We start from the raw sequence: 15,759 nt of genomic DNA on the forward strand, positions 1-15,759 counted from the left end.
AGCGCCGCCCGGCGGCTCCGGGCCCCGCCGTCCGCGGCACGGCGGCGCCCGGACGCCAGGACGGCCGGGCGGCCGGACGACGCGGCCGCCGCCCGGCGGCAGACCTCATACCGGGGGCCTCGCCCCGCGTGCGGGCCTCCGTCATCCGCCGTCCGTCCCTTCCCAAGGTGTGCCATGGTTCGACCCTCGATCGCTTCCTCCACGTTCCGCCGCCGCTTCGTCCGCCCGGCCGCGATGCTCCTGGCCGCCGTCGCGGTCACGGACCCGTGGGCGCTGGGCGGGGTGGGCGCCGGCTGGGCCGTGGCCTGCCACGTCCTCACCGCGGCCCTGCTGGTCGGTCTCTTCGAGCGGCTGCAGAGCGCGCTGCGCGCCTGCGAGCGCGAGACGCTGGCCGCACGGGAGGAGGCCGCACGGCACGACACCGAGTGGCGTGAGTTCTGCGCCCACCAGGACGCCCGGCGGGAGGAAACGGTCCGGCATCTCGCCGACGTCCGGCTCCCGGCCGCCCTGGCGGGCGAACCGGTGCCGGTCCCGCAGCCCGCGGAGAGCCACCCGGGCACGGCCCGGGAGTACGAGCGGGTGCTGGCGGCCGCCACCGCCGCCGTGCGGACCGTCCGCGAGCGGGAGGAGTCGCTGCGCCTGGTCGTCGTGGCCCTCGCCCGCCGGGTGCAGGCGTCCTCGCACCGCATCCAGGAGGAGATGGCCGCCCTGGAGGCCCGCCACTCCGCCCACCCGGACGTCCTGGAGGCGAGCATGCGCGGCGACCACGCCGCCGCGCAGCAGGCCCGGATCGCGCAGAGTCTCGCGGTGCTGTGCGGCGAGTGGCCCGGGCAGCAGTGGCAGAAGCCGCACGCGCTGGTGGACGTGGTCCGCGCGGGGGCCTCCCGCATCGTGTCGTACCAGCGCGTCAAGGTCTGCGGCGACCAGGACATCGCGGCGGTGGCGACCGTCGTGGAGCCCCTGGTGCACGTCGTGGCGGAGCTCCTCGCCAACGCCACCCAGTGCGCGCCGCCGACCACCCACGTCGAGGTGACCGTCCGCACCGTGACCCGCGGCGCCGTCATCGAGATCGACGACGCCGGTCTCGGCATGGACGAGTACGCCCTCGAACAGGCGCGGGAGATCGCCGCCGGGCGCCGGCTGCTGGGCTTCGCCGACCTCGGCGAGATCCCGCAGACCGGGCTCGCGGTCGTCGGCCGGTACGCCGAGCGGCACCGGCTCAAGGTCGACCTGCTGCCCTCCCCGTACGGCGGGGTCCGCGCGGTGGTCCTGGTGCCGGGCACCCTGCTGCAGACCCTGGAGCCGCCCGCCGTGCCCGCCTCCCGGCGCCCCTCGGCCGGCGAGACCGCGCACGCCGGGGGCGGCACCGTGCCGGCCGGCGCGACGGCCGTCACCGGCACCGTCCCCGTACCGCCGTCCGCCGCCACGGGCGGTCCCGGACTGCCGCAGCGGCGCTCCAGCCGCCACCGCGCCGCCGTCCCGCCCCTCTCCGAGCTGACCGGTACCGGGAAGCTGCCCCCTCCCCCGCCGCCGCCCTCCCCCGAGCGGGCCGGGGCCTGGATGGGTGCCCTCTTCGCCGGCAGCCGCGCCGGCACCGCCCGGACACGGGCGGTGGAAACGGAGGACGCGGCGGAGACGGCCGGGACGGCGGAAGCGGCCGGGACCGGCCCGGAGACCCCGGAGCCGGGGCCGTCCGCCGCGCCCCCCGGAGGCCCGTGGCAGCGCGTGGGCGCCTCCGGCCCCGGCGCGGCCCCCGGCCTGCCGGGCCACGGCGGCACCCCCGGCCGCGACGGCCGCCCGCACCGCGACGACGACGACGCCGAAGGACACCTCACATGACGATGCACCAGATGAAGAGCCCGGCCGGCCGCGACTGGATGGTGGCGGACGTCGCCTCCGTCTCCGGTGTCCGGCACGTCGTGGTGCTCAGCACCGACGGCCTGCTGATGGCCCGTTCCGAGGGGACCGGACGGGACAGCGCCGACCGGCTCGCGGCCGCCTGCTCCGGTCTGCAGTCCCTCGCCAAGGGCCTCGGGCGGGAGTTCGGCACCGGCAGCAAGGCCGTGATACAGCAAATGGTCGAATTCGACGGCGGCTTCCTCTTCATGGTCGCCGCCGGGCAGGGCTCGTATCTGGCCGTCGTCACCGACGCCGCGGTCGACCCGCAGCTGATCGCCCAGCAGATGCGCATCCAGGTCAACCGCATCGGCAGCCACCTGTCCAGCCCGCCGCGGCAAGGCGCCGTCTCATGACGGCCCCCGGGGAGTATCTGGACACCCCCCTGCGGCCCTATGTGCTCACCGGCGGACGGGCCCGCCCCAGCCGCAACACGGTCGCGCTCGACACCCTGCTCGTCGCCTCCGCGCGGGAACAGGACCTGCCCGTCTCCGCCAGCCGCCAGGAACGCGCCCTGGTGCGGATGTGCGGCCGCCTGCTGTCCCTGGCGGAGGCGTCGGCACACCTCGGGCTGCCGGTGAGCACCGTGACCGTCCTGGCCTCGGACCTCGTCGACTCGGGCCACCTCACCGCGCGCACCGGTATCCCCCCGGCCGCCCGCACGGACCGCGACCTGCTCCAGGAGGTGCTCGATGGTCTCCGCAAGCTCCGCTGACCCCCGCCTGGCCGCGGGACGCACCCTCCCGCCCGACGGGCGGTATCTGCCCGACACCGTGGAACGGGCGGTGAAGCTCCTGGTCGTCGGCGCGTTCGGGGTCGGCAAGACGACCCTGATCGGCTCGGTCAGCGAGATCACACCGCTGCGCACCGAGGAGGTCATGACGGAGGAGAGCGCCGGCGTCGACGACCTCGCCGGCCTGGCCGGCAAGACCACCACGACCGTGGCGATGGACTTCGGCCGCATCACCCTCAACCCCGGCCTCGTGCTCTACCTCTTCGGCACCCCCGGCCAGCGGAGGTTCTGGGATCTGTGGGAGGGGCTGGCCGAGGGGGCGCTGGGGGTGCTGGTGATGGTCGACATCCGACGTCTGGAGGACAGCTTCGAGGTGCTGGAGCAACTGGAGGTGCGCGGCCTGCCGTTCGCCGTGGCGGTCAATCACTTCCCCGACACCCCGCGCCACCACACCGTGGACGATCTGCGCCGCGCCCTCGACCTGCTGGACGAGACCCCCGTGGTGATGTGCGACGCCCGCCGGCGCCGCGCCTCCCGCGACGCCCTGATCACGCTCGTGGAGTACGTCTCCGCCACCGCCGCACAGGAGGTGCCCCGATGACCGTCCCCGCCGTGCCCCCGGGCTGCCCGGCCCACGGGATCACCACCGGTCTGACGCCCCTGGTCTCCGCGGCCGGCGCCGACGCCCGGCACGTCTACGAACGGCTGCGCGCGGAGTGGGGCAGCGTCGCCCGCGTCGAACTGGAGCCCGGCGTGCCCGGCTGGCTCGTCCTCGGCTACCGGGAAGTGCTCACCGTGACCCGGCAGGAGAAGACCTTCTCCCGCGACGCCCGCCACTGGCGCGACCTCAACGACGGTGTCGTCCGGCCCGATTCGGCGCTGCTGCCGATGATGGCGCACCGCGACAACGTCATCGGCCACGACGGCACCGAGCACCAGCGGCTGCGCCGCCCCCTCGTGGACGCCGTGGCCGGCGCGGACCAGCGGCGGATGCGCCGCTCCGTGGAGGCGGTGTGCGCGGGGCTCCTCGAAGCCTTCTCGGGGCGCGGCACCGCCGACCTGGTGTCCGAATACGCCCGGGTGGTGCCGCTGCTGGCCATCGGCGGCCTCTTCGGCCTGGAGCAGACGGAGGGACGCGAACTGCTGCGCGCCCGCGCGGCCCTGCTCTCGGGCGACGGCCGGCCGCGGCCCGGCGGAAACCGCTTCGAGGAGATCCTCTCCGCCGTGCTCCGGGACCGCCGTGAGCATCCCCGGTCCGACCTGACCTCGGCCTTCCTGGCGCATCCCGACCTCCACGACGACGCCGAGGTGCTGCGCTCCGTGATCGTCATGATCTCGGCCGGCAACGAGACGACGACCGCCTGGATCGCCAACACCCTCCGGCTGATGCTGACCGACCCCCGCTTCCGGGGCCGGCTCCACGGCGGACGGCTCGGCGTCGACGAGGCCCTCGACGAAGTCCTCTGGCAGGACCCGCCGATGGCCAACTTCCCCGCCCGCTACGCCCTCCACGACACCGAACTCGGCGGCCGGACGATCCGCTGCGGGGACGTCCTGGTGCTCGGCCTCGCCGCCGCCAACGCCGATCCGGCCGTGCGACCGTCCGACCCGTACGACATGCTCGGCAACCGGGCGCACCTCGCCTTCTCCTCCGGCGCGCACGCCTGCCCGGCGCAGGTGCCCGCCCGGCTGATCGCCAAGACGGCCGTCGAGACGGCGCTGCGGGGGCTGCCCGAGGTCCGGCTGTCGGTGCCGGACGGGGAACTGCCCTGGCGGGCCTCCCCGTGGACCCACTGCCCGGCCTCCCTGCCGGTGAGCTTCGCACCGGCGGCGGAGCGGACGGCGGCGGAGCGGACGGCGGCGTCACGGCCCGGGGCCTCCCCGGGCGGGGCTCCGGGAGCGGGTGCCGCCGGGGCGCCGCCCGGTGGGGCGTCCCCCGCGGCAGAGGCCCCGGCGGGGGGACCGTCCGCCGGAACTCCCTCACCACGGGTCTCCCGCCCCGCGCAGACCGGCCCTCCGCCCGGCAGGGTTCCCGCTCCTCCCCGGATCGCGGCCGTCGCCGCCGGCCGGACCGCCCCGGCGTCACCGGTCCCCCCTGCCGCGCCACCCGGACGCACGGGCCCCGCCGCTCCGTGAACGGCCGGGGGACCCGGCCCCGGCCCACCGCTTCCGGCCGGTGTCCACCGGCATGGCGGGTACCGGACGCGCGGTCCGGAATGGCACCGTATCCCTGCGACACGGTGCCCTTGCCGCTTCTCACCCCGGCTCCCCCGCCGCCGCCTCCGCGGTACTCCGCACCGCTCCGCACCCGCACCGCCTCCGTTCCCCGCCGACTCCGCCGATCCGGGAGGGCCCGCCGTATGTCCGAGTGGGAGCACGAGCCCGGGAGGGACACCGGCACACTGCCGGAACCGGCACCGCGGCCCCCGGCACCGGAAGGCGGTCCCGGCCCGGCGCCGGAGCGCACCCGCCGGTCGGCCCGCCCCGCTCCGGGCGGTTCCGCCGCACCGGCACCGGAGCACCCCGTCCCCGGGAAATCCGCCCCCGTGGTGCTGGTGACCGGCGCCTCCTCCGGCATCGGCGCGGCGGTGGCCCGGCGGATGACGGCCACCGGGGACCGGCGGCTGCTGCTGAACGGCCGGGACCGGGAGCGGCTGGCCGGGGTCGCGGCGGCCTCCGGGGGGACGGCCCTCCCCGGCGACCTGGCCACGGCCGAGGGCTGCCGCGCGCTGGCACGGCAGGCTCTCGAAGCGGCCGGGCGGGTGGACGTCCTGGTAGCGAACGCGGGCGTCGGCTACGAAGGCCCGTTCGCGACGATGCCCGCCCCGGCCCTGGACGAGGTGATCGCCGTCAACCTCACCGCCCCCCTGCGTCTCGTGCACGCCCTGCTGCCCGCGATGGTGCGGCGCGGCAGCGGCCACGTGGTGCTGGTGGCCTCCGTCGCGGGGGCTGTCGGGGTCGGCGGGGAGAGCGTGTACTCGGCGGCCAAGGGCGGCCTGTGCGTCTTCGCGGACAGCCTGCGCCACGAGCTGCGGGCGTCGGGGGTGTCCGTCTCGGTGGTACTGCCCGGTGTCGTCGACACCCCCTTCTTCGAGCGCCGGGGAGCCCCGTACCGGCGCCGGGTGCCGAGGCCGGTCCCCGCCGAGCGGGTGGCCGAAGCCGTCTGCCGGGCGGTCGAACGGCGGCAGCGGGAGGTCTTCGTCCCGCGCTGGCTGCGGATTCCGGCCCGGCTGCGGGGCGGAGCGCCGGCGCTCTACCACCGCATGGCCTCCCGGCTCGCCTGACCGGCGCGCGGACGTGCTCGTCGCCATCCCCGCCGCCCTGGCCGCGGGCCTGTGCTTCGCCCTGGCCGGGGTGCTCCAGCAGCGGTCCGCGAGCGCCCGGCCCGCCGATGAGTTCCTCTCCTTCCGGCTGCTGCTGGATCTCGCGCGGAAGCCGCTGTGGGTGTCCGGCATCGCGCTGGCCGTCCTGGCGTACGGCTGCCAGGGGCTCGCACTGGCGTACGCGCCGCTCACGCTGGTGCAGCCGCTGATCGTGAGCGAACTGCTGTTCGCCATTCCGCTCTCCGCACTGGTGCTCCGGATGCGGCTGCGCCGCCGCGAGTGGTGCGGCGTGCTCGCGGTGAGCACCGGCCTCGTCACCGCGCTCGCCGCCGCGCGTCCCCGGCCGGCGGAGGCGGTGGCCGATCCGGGCGCCTGGCTGGTGATGCTCGCCGGCGTCGGGGCCGCGGCCGCCCTCGCACTGGTTGCCGGGCGCCATGCCGGGGGGACGGCGAAGGCGTCGCTGATCGCGCTCGCGGCCGGGCTGGTGATGGGGACGCAGTCCGTCCTGCTGGCCGCGACCGTCGAGCGGTTCGACGGGGGAGCGGCCGCCGTGTTCACGGCGTGGCAGACGTATCTGCTGGTGGGAGCCAGTATCGGCGGGCTGCTGCTGATCCAGAGCGCCTTCCAGGCCGGGCCGCTGGCCGCCAGCATGCCCGTCATGGACGCCGTCGAGCCCGCCGTCGCCATCGCGGCGGGCGTCACCCTGTTCGGCGAGTCGGTGCGCACCGGCTGGCCAGCGGGCGGGGTGGCGCTCGCCGGGCTGCTGCTGTTGTTCGCCGGCATCGTGCTGCTCGACACCTCTCCCCTGCTGAAGGCGCTGTACCGCCGTGAGACCGCCGACCGCCCACCGGGAGAGGCCGGGCCCGCGGCCGGGGGCGGGAACGGAACAGGCGGGGTGCGCCGCGGCTGACAGCGAGGCGGGCCCGGGGCGCCCCGGGAGCGCCCCGGTCACACGGCGGTACGGGCCGCCGCACCGTGGCGCGGGGAGACCGCGTACCAGTGCGGCAGCAGGTCCTCGCGCAGCACCCGGTCCCAGGAGCGGTGGTGGAGCCGCGCGGTCCCGGCCGCCCGCCGTCCCATCGCGGTGCGCACCTCCGGCCGGTCGGCCAGGCCGGCCAGGGCGCGGGCCCAGCCCGCGGCGTCGTCGTCGGCGACGAGCAGCCCGTCCGCGCCCGGTGCCGCCAGCCACCGCCGGGTACGGGCCCCGGCCGGGAGGACGGCTGGCAGCCCGCAGGCCATCGCCTCGGCGACGACGTTGCCGGCCGTCTCCGACCGGGAGGGGAACGCCAGCACGTCGCAGCCCGCGTACACCTGGGCCAGCCGCTCCTGGGGCACGGTGCCGAGCAGCGTCACACCGGGCCCCAGCAGGGCCCTCACCCGCGGGGAGTCGGCGCCGGTCCCCGCGACGACCAGGTGGACGGGGCGGCCCGTGTCGAGGAGCCGGCGCACCGCCTCGGCGAGCACCATCACCCGCTTGGAGGCATCGACCCGGCCGGCGAACACCACGGCCATGCGGTCGGCGGGCACCCCGTGGGCGCGCGCCAGCCGGCCGCGCGCCCCGGGGTCCGGGCGGAAGCGTTCGTGGTCGATGCCGCGCCCGAACAGGGACACCCGGTCGGGGCCCAGCAGGGCGCCCATCTCGCTCCGCTCCTCGGGCGTGGAGACGAGCACCCGGTCGCAGGCGCGCAGCAGCCGGTCCCGCCGGTGCCGCGCCAGCCCGGCGGCGAGCGCCTCGGGCGACAGGCGTGCGGGGTGCGCCGCGGACGGGGAGAGCGCCGCGAACGGGGCGCGGGCGGGCGCGGCGGGACGGGAGGAGGCGGGCGACCACGGGGCGGGGCTCCGCGCGGGCCCGTGCGCGGCCGGCCGGAGGCCCGCCGCCACGGGCCGCGCGGTGTGCAGGCGGTCGGTGAGCTGGCGTAGATAGGCCGCCGTCAGCGCCGGTACGTCCGTGTGGACGGAGCCGATGAGCCCGTGCGGGCGGCCGGCGGCCGGGTTCCGCCGCGCGTTCCGCCGTTCCCGGTGGGCCATCCGGACCGCCGTCGCGGCGAAGGCGAAGGTGTGGGTGAGGTGCCAGACGTCGTGCCGGGGCAGCAGCCGGGCCAGCGCCGGGTGGTAGGGGGCGAGGTCGGAGGCGTCCGCCCGGCCGAGGGCGGGCGCCAGCGGGGCCGAACTGATGACCGGGCGCAGCACGACGAACCGCACCCGGGGCGACAGCGGCTCGACCCGCTCCCGGCCGCCGAGGACGTACACGGTCAGATCGACGCCGGCTCCGGCCGGTGCTCCGTCCCCCCGCCGCTCGGAGCCGCCCGCGCCGGAGCCCAGCCGGGCGGCGGCTTCCGCGAACCGCTCCCAGCACTTGAGATGCCCGCCCGCCAGGGCGTTCCACTCCAGCTCGACGAGGACCGCGACCGATGGCCCGCGGGGGCCGGGGCCCGCCGAACCCGCCGAAGAAGAACACATAAGACGCGAATACCCCCATAAAGCCCACCCTCACCGTCCGGACCGCCCCGATCGCCGGCGCCGCCCCGGTCAGGCATCGTCCAGTTCCGCCCGCAGCCGTGCGGCGATCCGCGCGGGCTCCTCCTCGTCGGCGTAACGGTGGCGGGGCCAGAAGAAGCCCCGCAGCCCGTCCTTGGGGTTGCGGGGGACGACGTGGACGTGCAGGTGGGGCACGGACTGGCTGATCCGGTTGTTCGCGGCGACGAACGACCCGGCCGCGGCCGTGCCGCGCTCCACCGCGCCGGTGATCCACCGCACCCGGAGGAAGAACGGCCCGGTCTCCTCCGCCGTCAGGTCCGTGAGGGTCCCGGCGTGCCGCCGCGGCACCACCAGCACATGGCCGGGGAAGAGCGGACGGCGGTCGAGGAAGGCCACCGCCACCTCGTCCTCGTGGATCCGGTGGCTCGGCAGCCGGCCCGCGACGATCAGGCAAAAGGTGCAATCCATCCCCTCAGTGAACACCGGCCGGAAGCACCGGGCAGGCCCCCTCCCCGGGAGCCCGCCGCCGCGACCGGCGATAATCGCACCAGCGGCCGTCCGCGGCCGCTGCACGGCGGTCCCGCGCCCGCGACGTCCCAGTGACGCGACGACGCACCGGCGGAGACGGCATGACGCACGCGCGCATCGGCACCCGCACGCCGTACGCCCCGTAAAAGGAGCCCGATCTGATGGAGCCCCGCACCTCCACGCTCGTCCAGAACCACCCAGGCCAGGATCGCGTGATCGAACAGCTGTACGCGAAGATCCTCCGGCGGAACCCCGGCGAAGCGGAGTTCCACCAGGCTGTCCGGGAAGTCCTGGAGACGCTGGGCCCGGTTCTCGCCCGGCGGCCGGAGTTCGCCGAAGCGAAGATCATCGAGCGCGTCTCCGAGCCCGAGCGGCAGCTGATCTTCCGTGTCCCGTGGACGGACGACGCGGGTGAGGTCCACGTCAACCGCGGCTTCCGGGTGGAGTTCAGCAGCTCTCTCGGCCCCTACAAGGGCGGCCTCCGCTTCCACCCCTCGGTGAACCTGGGCATCGTCAAGTTCCTCGGCTTCGAGCAGATCTTCAAGAACGCCCTCACCGGCATGCCCATCGGCGGCGGCAAGGGCGGCAGCGACTTCGACCCGAAGGGCCGCTCCGACGCCGAGGTCATGCGCTTCTGCCAGTCCTTCATGACCGAGCTGTACCGCCATCTGGGCGAGTACACGGATGTCCCCGCCGGTGACATCGGCGTGGGCGGCCGGGAGATCGGCTACCTCTTCGGCCAGTACAAGCGCATCACCAACCGCTACGAGTCGGGGGTCCTCACCGGCAAGGGCCTCGGCTGGGGCGGCGCCCAGGCCCGCACCGAGGCCACCGGGTACGGCTGTGTCCTGTTCACCGCCGAGATGCTCAAGGCGCGCGGTGACGACCTGTCCGGGCGGCGCGTGGCGGTCTCCGGCTCCGGCAACGTCGCCCTCTACGCGACCGAGAAGGCGCAGCAGCTCGGCGCGGAGGTGATCACCTGCTCCGACTCCAGCGGCTATGTCGTGGACGAGAAGGGCATCGACCTCGAACTCCTCAAGGAGATCAAGGAGGTCGGCCGCGGCCGGGTCTCGGAGTACGCCGAGCGGCGCGGGTCCGGGGCCCGTTTCGTCAGCGGTTCCAGCGTCTGGGAGGTGCCCTGCGAGGTGGCGCTGCCCTGCGCGACCCAGAACGAGCTCACCGCCCCCGACGCGGCCGGCCTCGTGAGGAACGGCGTCCGCGCCGTCGCCGAGGGCGCCAACATGCCCACCACCCCCGAGGCCGTGCGGGTGCTCCAGGAGGCGGGCGTGGCGTTCGCCCCCGGCAAGGCGGCGAACGCGGGCGGTGTGGCGACCAGCGCCCTGGAGATGCAGCAGAACGCCTCCCGGGACTCCTGGACCTTCTCCCACACCGAGGAGCGGCTGGCCGAGATCATGAAGCACATCCACGACTCCTGCCACGACACGGCGGAGCGCTACGGCCGGCCCGGCAACTACGTGGTCGGAGCCAACATCGCCGGCTTCGAGATCGTCGCCGAGGCCATGCTGGCGCAGGGCCTGATCTGAGTCCGCGCGCCCCCACGCCCGCGCCGGACGTCCGCACCGGACGTCCGGCGCGGGCCGCTGCAAGAACACGGCCCGGGTCCGGCGCGTCCGGCCCGCGGCCCCGGCCGCGGGCCGCCGCCGCCCCGCGGTGCGGCCCCGCCCCGCACGAGAACACCCCATAACGGCCCGTAACGGACGCCCGGCCGGTCCTTCCCTCATCGGGGACGGACCGGCCGGGCGTGCCGCTCGGGGCCGCGGGGGCAACCCGGCCCCTTTGTTCGGGCGTACCGTGCACATGCACGGGGGTGGGCAGCTACGCTCAGCCACCAAGCATTAGGACAACCGTTCAACTACCCATGATGAAGCAGGTGTTATGACGGATCAGAATGCCGCCCCTGCGGGCATCGACACCAGCGTCGCCCACTCCGCCCGTATGTACGACTACTGGCTGGGGGGCAGCAGCAACTTCGAGGCCGACCGGGAACTGGGCAAGGCCTTCGAGACGGCCATCCCGAGCATCCGCACGATGGCCCGGGAGAACCGCAGGTTCCTGGGCCGCGCGATTCGCCAGATGGCCGGGGAAGGGGGCATCCGTCAGTTCCTCGACATCGGGACCGGTGTGCCGGCCGCCGGTGACACCCATTCCGTGACGGAGATCGTCGCCCCCGACAGCCGCGTCGTCTGCGTCGACAACGACCCGATCGTGCAGGCCCACGCCAAGGCCCTCATGGAGAAGTCGCCGGAAGGGAGGACCGTCTACGTCCAGGCCGACCTGCGGAAGCCGGGAGAGCTGCTGGCGCACCGCGAGGTGGCCGGGCACCTGGACTTCGAACAGCCGGTCGGGCTGCTGCTCGTGGCGGTCCTGATGCTCCTGAAGGACCAGGACCGTCCCTGGGCCACGGTCGCCGCCCTGCTCGACGCCATGCCGCCGGGCAGCCAGGTCGCCATCACCCACCCCACACAGGACTTCAACCCGGAGGCGATGTCCGAGGTCGTCGAGGCCGCCGCCCGCGGCCAGATGACGCTGGTGCCGCGCACCCGGGCGCAGGTCTCGGAGTTCTTCGGCGACTGGGAGCTGCTGGAGCCGGGCGTGGTGCCGGTCATGGAATGGCGCCCGGAGGAACCCCCGGCCGACCCGAGGGCGGCCTACTACTGGGGTGGCGTGGCCCGGAAGAAGGGATGAGGCACCGGGGAGGCCGGGCCGGAGCGGGGGCGGCCGGGGAGGCGCGGCGGAGCCGGCCGCGCGGCGGGGGGCGGACGCGTACCGTCCGGCCGGCGGCTGTGCCGCTCGGGTGACGGCCCCCGCCCCTCCGCCGCATCCCCCGCCCCGCCCCGCCGGGAGAACGGCACCGGCGTCCCCGCGCGTGGCAGGCTGGCGGCATGAGCGAACCGGAGGTGTGCCTGCGCTTCGACCCCGGTCTGCGGATGCTGCTGACCTCGCGCCACCGAGGCGCGGAGGTGCGGGTCGCGCCCGACGGCACGTCCTCCCTGGGGCATGTGGTCGAGTCGCTCGGGGTCCCGCTGCCCGAGGTCGGCGAACTGCTCGTCGGCGGGCGCCCGGTGGAGACGTCCCGCCGGCCGCGCGCGGGGGACGTCGTGGAGGTGCGCGAGGTGCGGCGCCCCCAGCCGCTGCCGGACGGCGGCCCTCCCCGCTTCCTGCTGGACGTCCATCTCGGCGCGCTGGCCCGCCGCCTGCGGCTCGTCGGCGCGGACACCGCCTACCGCAACGATCTCGACGACCCCGCGCTGGTCGAGCGGGCGAACGCCGAGCGGCGGGTGCTGCTGACCCGGGACCGCGGTCTGCTGCGCCGCCGGGCCCTGTGGAGCGGGGCCTTCGTCCGCGGTTCCCGTCCGGACGAGCAGCTCACCGATGTGCTCGACCGGTTCGCGCCGCCGCTGGCTCCCTGGACGCGCTGCACCGCGTGCAACGGGCCGCTCGTGCCGGTCGCCAAGGAGGAGATCGAGCACCTGCTCGACGCGGGCACCCGGCGCACCCAGGACCTGTTCACCCGGTGCCGCGACTGCGGCCAGGTCTACTGGCCGGGCGCCCACCACCGGCGCCTCGAAGAGGTCGTGGCGGAAGCGGCGCGTACGGTCCGCCGCCGGCCGCACCGCTGACCGCGCGGACGCGGGCACTCGCCGCCGCCTCCCGTTCCCCGCCCCGGACGGCACCTCCGCGTACCGCTGTTCACCACCGCATCCGGACCTGTTCGGCCCAGCCGAGGAGTCCCTCGACGCGGATGCGGCTCCCGCCGTCGGCCCGGACGGTGCCCGTGTAGTGGCCGAAGGACTGGTGGGTGTCGTTCAGGATCACCCCGGTGTTCGTCCGGTCCTCGCGCACGTGGAACGGGGTGAAGCTGAGATCGACCGCGTCCGAGCCCGGGGTGCGGATGGTCCACGGCTCCCCGAAGTCGTCGTAGTGCCACTCCAGTTCCTCACCGATCTTGGTGAGTCTGCCGTCGACGCAGAGGGCGTTCTCCGTCATGCCCGTGCCGGCCGTCCACCGGCCGCCGAACTGCAGGCCGACCACCCGGCCGTCGGTACTGCCCGAGGCCGCGCCCCAGTTCCACCGGGTGTCGTAGGGCCAGCGGCCCCGGCCGTGGTCGAGCACGCCCCAGCCGCCCTGGAAGTCGTAGGCGGTGCCGCCGATCCGCACGGTGCCCTCGGCCGGGCGCGCGGTGTGCTTGGAGGTGTACTGGAAGCGGCGGTCGCTCCAGGGGATGACGACGCTCATCGTCTCGTGGCCGGGCGGCATGGCCACGAACAGGTCGCCGTCGAGCGGTCCTTCCGCGGTCCGGCAGCGGAAGCGCAGGCGGGTGCCGTCGCGCTCCTGGCGCATCCCGATCCGTACGGGCCCGGCCGCGACCGCCGCCTCGCCCCGCTCGCCGTCGCCGCCCGCGCCGCCGTTTCCGCCGGTCCCGCCGGTCCCGCCGCCGAGGCTGTGCGGCAGGCGGACGCCGTGGGCCAGGGGCAGCAGGGCGGTCCGGGAGATCTCCCGCCGTACGGTGCCCAGGCTCCCGGTCCCCGCCCGGCCGCCGCCGCCCGGTCCGGTGCCCGCGCCGTCGCCGTCCCGGCCGTTGCCCCGGCCGTACTCCAGGAAGTAGACGGACCCGAGACCGAGGTAGTCGATGTCGGCGACGGTGACGGCGACCAGGTGCGTGGGGGTGGTGACGCACCAGTACTCCCACCGCTTGGTACGCCCCCAGCCGCGCAGGCCGCACCGGTGGAGCGGGGTCCTCGACCAGCCGACCGCGGCCCTGTCGAGCCGGCGGCCGCCGGGGAGGCAGAGGTCGGCGGGCCGGGTGATCTCTCGTTCGTGGGTCGGCATGCGAGGAGCCTACGGACCCGGGACGCCCGGTAGGCATGATCTCCCCTTCCGTGGACACTGGGATCGCACCCAACTCCCGTGCAGCGTGGTGCCGTTGTGCGGGATAACAGCCCACACCGGCACAGAGCGCCGCCCGGCTCCGCACCGCATCACGCGTCACCCGTGCCCCGCCCGCACCGCTCCGGTCACCGTCCGAGGAGGTCCCGTGCCCGTACGCGTCCGCTCCCTCGGCGCGCACGCGCCGCGGACCCCGCCCGCCGGCGGCCACCGCCCCGGCTCCCGGCCCCCCGACGGGGAACGGCGGACGGCCGCCGCCCGCGGCCCGCGCCGGGCGCGGCGGCGGGCGGAACGGCCCCGGCGTCCCCGGACCGGTCCTCCGGACCGTCCCGCGGGCTCCGGCCGGCGCCCTGTGCGCACCCCGCCCTCCGGCTCCGGCCGGACGGCGGACAACCCGCCCATGCACATCAGTACCGGAAGGCACTGTTCATGAAGAGATGGACGTCCGTCCTCAACCTGGTCGTCGCGGGAACCCTCGCGGCGACCGCCGCCGTGACCTCGCCCGATGTCTCCGGGGCGCGGCAGGCAGCGGCGGCGAGCGACACCTCCGCGCCGGCCGTCGCACAGGTGTCGGAGGAGACGCGGGACCACCGGCCCGGGAAGCGCCCGAAGCGGCCGGCCGCCGCGGACCGCTGGGTCAACTCCTGGACCTCGATGCCCCAGCTGACCGAGCCGCACAACATGCCGCCCGCGCCGTTCACCCAGGACGGCCTCGTCCTGGCGGACAGCACCCTGCGGCAGACCATCCACACCACCATCGGGGGCGAGCGGCTGCGGCTGCGCTTCTCCAACGCCTTCGGCGGCGCGGTCCTGCCCATCACCTCGGTCGAGGTGGCGCTCCCGCAGGGCGGGAAGGCCGGGGCCTCGGCGATCCGCACGGGCAGCTCACGGCCGGTCACCTTCCACGGAAAGCCCTCGGTGAGCATCCCGGTCGGCGCCCAGATGGTGTCGGACCCCCTGGACTTCACGGTGGCGCCCGGCTCCGAGCTGACGGTGACCCTGTACCTCGCGGAGGGCCAGGCGTCCAACGACATCACCTCGCACCCCGGTTCGCGGACCACCTCCCATCTGCTCGCCGGTGACCACACCGGGGCCGCGGACCTGCCCGGGGCGACCCGCACCGACCACTGGTACTTCCTCAGCGGTCTGGAGGTGACCGCCGGGCGCACCGCGTCGGCGGTGGCCGTCCTGGGCGACTCGCTCACCGACGGCCGCGGCTCCACGACCAACGGGAACGACCGCTGGCCGGACCTGCTGGCCGAACGGCTGCGCGCCGGCAAGGGCACGTCCGACGTCGCGGTCCTGAACCAGGCCGCCGGCGGCAACCGGGTGCTGCAGGACGGCCTGGGGCCGAACGTGCTGGCCCGGATGGACCGGGACGTGCTGGCGCAGAGCGGCGTCGAGTGGCTGATCGTGCTGGAGGGCGTCAACGACATCGGCACCGCCGAGCCCACGCAGGCGGCCCAGCGCGCGGTCGTGGACCAGCTCGTCGCGGCGTACGACCAGATCGTCACCCGCGCCCACGCGCAGGGCATCCGGGTGTACGGCGCGACGATGCCGCCCTTCGGCGGCAACGAGATGTACGACGACCCGGCCGGGCACCGGGAGGCGTCCCGGCAGGCCGTCAACGAGTGGATCCGGGACAGCGGCGCCTTCGACAGCGTGATCGACTTCGACGCGGCGACCCGTGACCCGCGGCAGCCGGAGCGGCTGCTGGAGGCGTACGACACCGGGGACCACCTGCACCTCAACCCGGCGGGCTACCAGGCCATGGCGGACGCCGTCCCGTCCCGGCTCTTCCGGTGACGGCCGGCTGCCCGGCCGGCCGCGGTGACGGCCGGCCGGGCAGCCGGACCCCGCGGGCGGGGCGGCGTCGCAGGACGCGCCGTCCCC

Annotated in this window: 13 protein-coding genes and 1 pseudogene; 11 read left to right on the forward strand and 3 right to left on the reverse strand. The window is 75.7% G+C overall.

The genetic code is table 11. The annotated features are described in order from the left end of the window. Positions 1-174 precede the first annotated feature (174 nt). The 7 genes and pseudogenes from SXIN_RS03140 (at position 175) to SXIN_RS03170 (ending at position 6,862) form a co-directional block, all read left to right on the forward strand. Positions 175-1,839 (forward strand): ATP-binding protein, encoded by a 1,665-nt coding sequence (locus SXIN_RS03140; protein ID WP_095756557.1) that lies wholly within the window; start codon positions 175-177, stop codon positions 1,837-1,839. 2 nt (positions 1,840-1,841) lie between these two features. After that, positions 1,842-2,252: a roadblock/LC7 domain-containing protein gene (locus tag SXIN_RS03145; RefSeq protein ID WP_176743598.1), complete on the forward strand. Its 411-nt coding sequence runs from the start codon at positions 1,842-1,844 to the stop codon at positions 2,250-2,252. Next, positions 2,249-2,611 (forward strand): DUF742 domain-containing protein, encoded by a 363-nt coding sequence (locus SXIN_RS03150; RefSeq protein ID WP_019710531.1) that lies wholly within the window; start codon positions 2,249-2,251, stop codon positions 2,609-2,611. The genes SXIN_RS03145 and SXIN_RS03150 overlap by 4 nt, the downstream gene beginning before the upstream one ends. Next, positions 2,589-3,230 (forward strand): GTP-binding protein, encoded by a 642-nt coding sequence (locus tag SXIN_RS03155; RefSeq protein ID WP_019710532.1) that lies wholly within the window; start codon positions 2,589-2,591, stop codon positions 3,228-3,230. The genes SXIN_RS03150 and SXIN_RS03155 overlap by 23 nt, the downstream gene beginning before the upstream one ends. After that, a pseudogene (locus tag SXIN_RS03160) lies at positions 3,227-4,483 on the forward strand (cytochrome P450); the annotation flags it as partial. The gene SXIN_RS03155 and the pseudogene SXIN_RS03160, both read left to right, overlap by 4 nt. 692 nt (positions 4,484-5,175) lie before the next feature. Then, entirely contained in the window at positions 5,176-5,913 is a 738-nt protein-coding gene (locus tag SXIN_RS03165; protein ID WP_272951790.1) for an SDR family NAD(P)-dependent oxidoreductase, read from the forward strand. 13 nt (positions 5,914-5,926) lie between these two features. After that, positions 5,927-6,862, forward strand: coding sequence for a DMT family transporter (locus tag SXIN_RS03170; RefSeq protein WP_095756559.1), 936 nt, complete (start codon positions 5,927-5,929; stop codon positions 6,860-6,862). Positions 6,863-6,900: 38 nt separating this feature from the next. On the opposite strand, the gene SXIN_RS31870 is transcribed toward SXIN_RS03170, so the two are convergent. Further along, positions 6,901-8,412: a glycosyltransferase gene (locus SXIN_RS31870; protein ID WP_238153659.1), complete on the reverse strand. Its 1,512-nt coding sequence runs from the start codon at positions 8,410-8,412 to the stop codon at positions 6,901-6,903. 69 nt (positions 8,413-8,481) lie between these two features. Next, complete coding sequence (locus SXIN_RS03180) at positions 8,482-8,898, reverse strand: HIT family protein (RefSeq protein WP_019710534.1); 417 nt, start codon at positions 8,896-8,898, stop codon at positions 8,482-8,484. Between the two features lie 221 nt (positions 8,899-9,119). Here SXIN_RS03180 and gdhA point away from each other — a divergent pair, with 221 nt between their 5' ends. The 3 genes from gdhA (at position 9,120) to SXIN_RS03195 (ending at position 12,599) form a co-directional block, all read left to right on the forward strand. Continuing rightward, positions 9,120-10,502, forward strand: a complete 1,383-nt coding sequence (gene gdhA / locus SXIN_RS03185) for an NADP-specific glutamate dehydrogenase (protein ID WP_019710535.1) — start codon at positions 9,120-9,122, stop codon at positions 10,500-10,502. Between the two features lie 352 nt (positions 10,503-10,854). Continuing rightward, positions 10,855-11,664, forward strand: coding sequence for an SAM-dependent methyltransferase (locus SXIN_RS03190; RefSeq protein WP_095756560.1), 810 nt, complete (start codon positions 10,855-10,857; stop codon positions 11,662-11,664). 197 nt (positions 11,665-11,861) lie between these two features. Continuing rightward, positions 11,862-12,599: a Mut7-C RNAse domain-containing protein gene (locus tag SXIN_RS03195; protein ID WP_019706386.1), complete on the forward strand. Its 738-nt coding sequence runs from the start codon at positions 11,862-11,864 to the stop codon at positions 12,597-12,599. 70 nt (positions 12,600-12,669) lie between these two features. Here the strand turns inward: SXIN_RS03195 and SXIN_RS03200 are convergent, their stop codons facing one another. After that, the gene (locus SXIN_RS03200) at positions 12,670-13,809 is read right to left on the reverse strand and encodes a DUF2804 domain-containing protein (protein ID WP_095756561.1); all 1,140 of its coding nucleotides are present in this window, start codon (positions 13,807-13,809) and stop codon (positions 12,670-12,672) included. Between the two features lie 486 nt (positions 13,810-14,295). On the opposite strand from SXIN_RS03200, the gene SXIN_RS03210 reads away from it, so the two are divergent. Then, complete coding sequence (locus tag SXIN_RS03210) at positions 14,296-15,672, forward strand: SGNH/GDSL hydrolase family protein (RefSeq protein ID WP_019706464.1); 1,377 nt, start codon at positions 14,296-14,298, stop codon at positions 15,670-15,672. The last annotated feature ends 87 nt before the right edge of the window (positions 15,673-15,759 follow it).

It is taken from the genome of Streptomyces xinghaiensis S187 (genome assembly GCF_000220705.2).
Classification (GTDB): domain Bacteria; phylum Actinomycetota; class Actinomycetes; order Streptomycetales; family Streptomycetaceae; genus Streptomyces; species Streptomyces xinghaiensis.

What these genes read in the sequence shown, in the direction of transcription:
- gdhA (WP_019710535.1), top strand. Translation starts at nt 9,120, where the DNA reads ATGGAGCCCCGCACCTCCACGCTCGTCCAGAACCACCCAGGCCAGGAT.
- SXIN_RS31870 (WP_238153659.1), bottom strand. Translation starts at nt 8,412, where the DNA reads ATGTGTTCTTCTTCGGCGGGTTCGGCGGGCCCCGGCCCCCGCGGGCCA.
- SXIN_RS03200 (WP_095756561.1), bottom strand. Translation starts at nt 13,809, where the DNA reads ATGCCGACCCACGAACGAGAGATCACCCGGCCCGCCGACCTCTGCCTC.
- SXIN_RS03145 (WP_176743598.1), top strand. Translation starts at nt 1,842, where the DNA reads ATGCACCAGATGAAGAGCCCGGCCGGCCGCGACTGGATGGTGGCGGAC.
- SXIN_RS03150 (WP_019710531.1), top strand. Translation starts at nt 2,249, where the DNA reads ATGACGGCCCCCGGGGAGTATCTGGACACCCCCCTGCGGCCCTATGTG.
- SXIN_RS03195 (WP_019706386.1), top strand. Translation starts at nt 11,862, where the DNA reads ATGAGCGAACCGGAGGTGTGCCTGCGCTTCGACCCCGGTCTGCGGATG.
- SXIN_RS03180 (WP_019710534.1), bottom strand. Translation starts at nt 8,898, where the DNA reads ATGGATTGCACCTTTTGCCTGATCGTCGCGGGCCGGCTGCCGAGCCAC.
- SXIN_RS03190 (WP_095756560.1), top strand. Translation starts at nt 10,855, where the DNA reads ATGACGGATCAGAATGCCGCCCCTGCGGGCATCGACACCAGCGTCGCC.
- SXIN_RS03140 (WP_095756557.1), top strand. Translation starts at nt 175, where the DNA reads ATGGTTCGACCCTCGATCGCTTCCTCCACGTTCCGCCGCCGCTTCGTC.
- SXIN_RS03210 (WP_019706464.1), top strand. Translation starts at nt 14,296, where the DNA reads ATGAAGAGATGGACGTCCGTCCTCAACCTGGTCGTCGCGGGAACCCTC.
- SXIN_RS03155 (WP_019710532.1), top strand. Translation starts at nt 2,589, where the DNA reads ATGGTCTCCGCAAGCTCCGCTGACCCCCGCCTGGCCGCGGGACGCACC.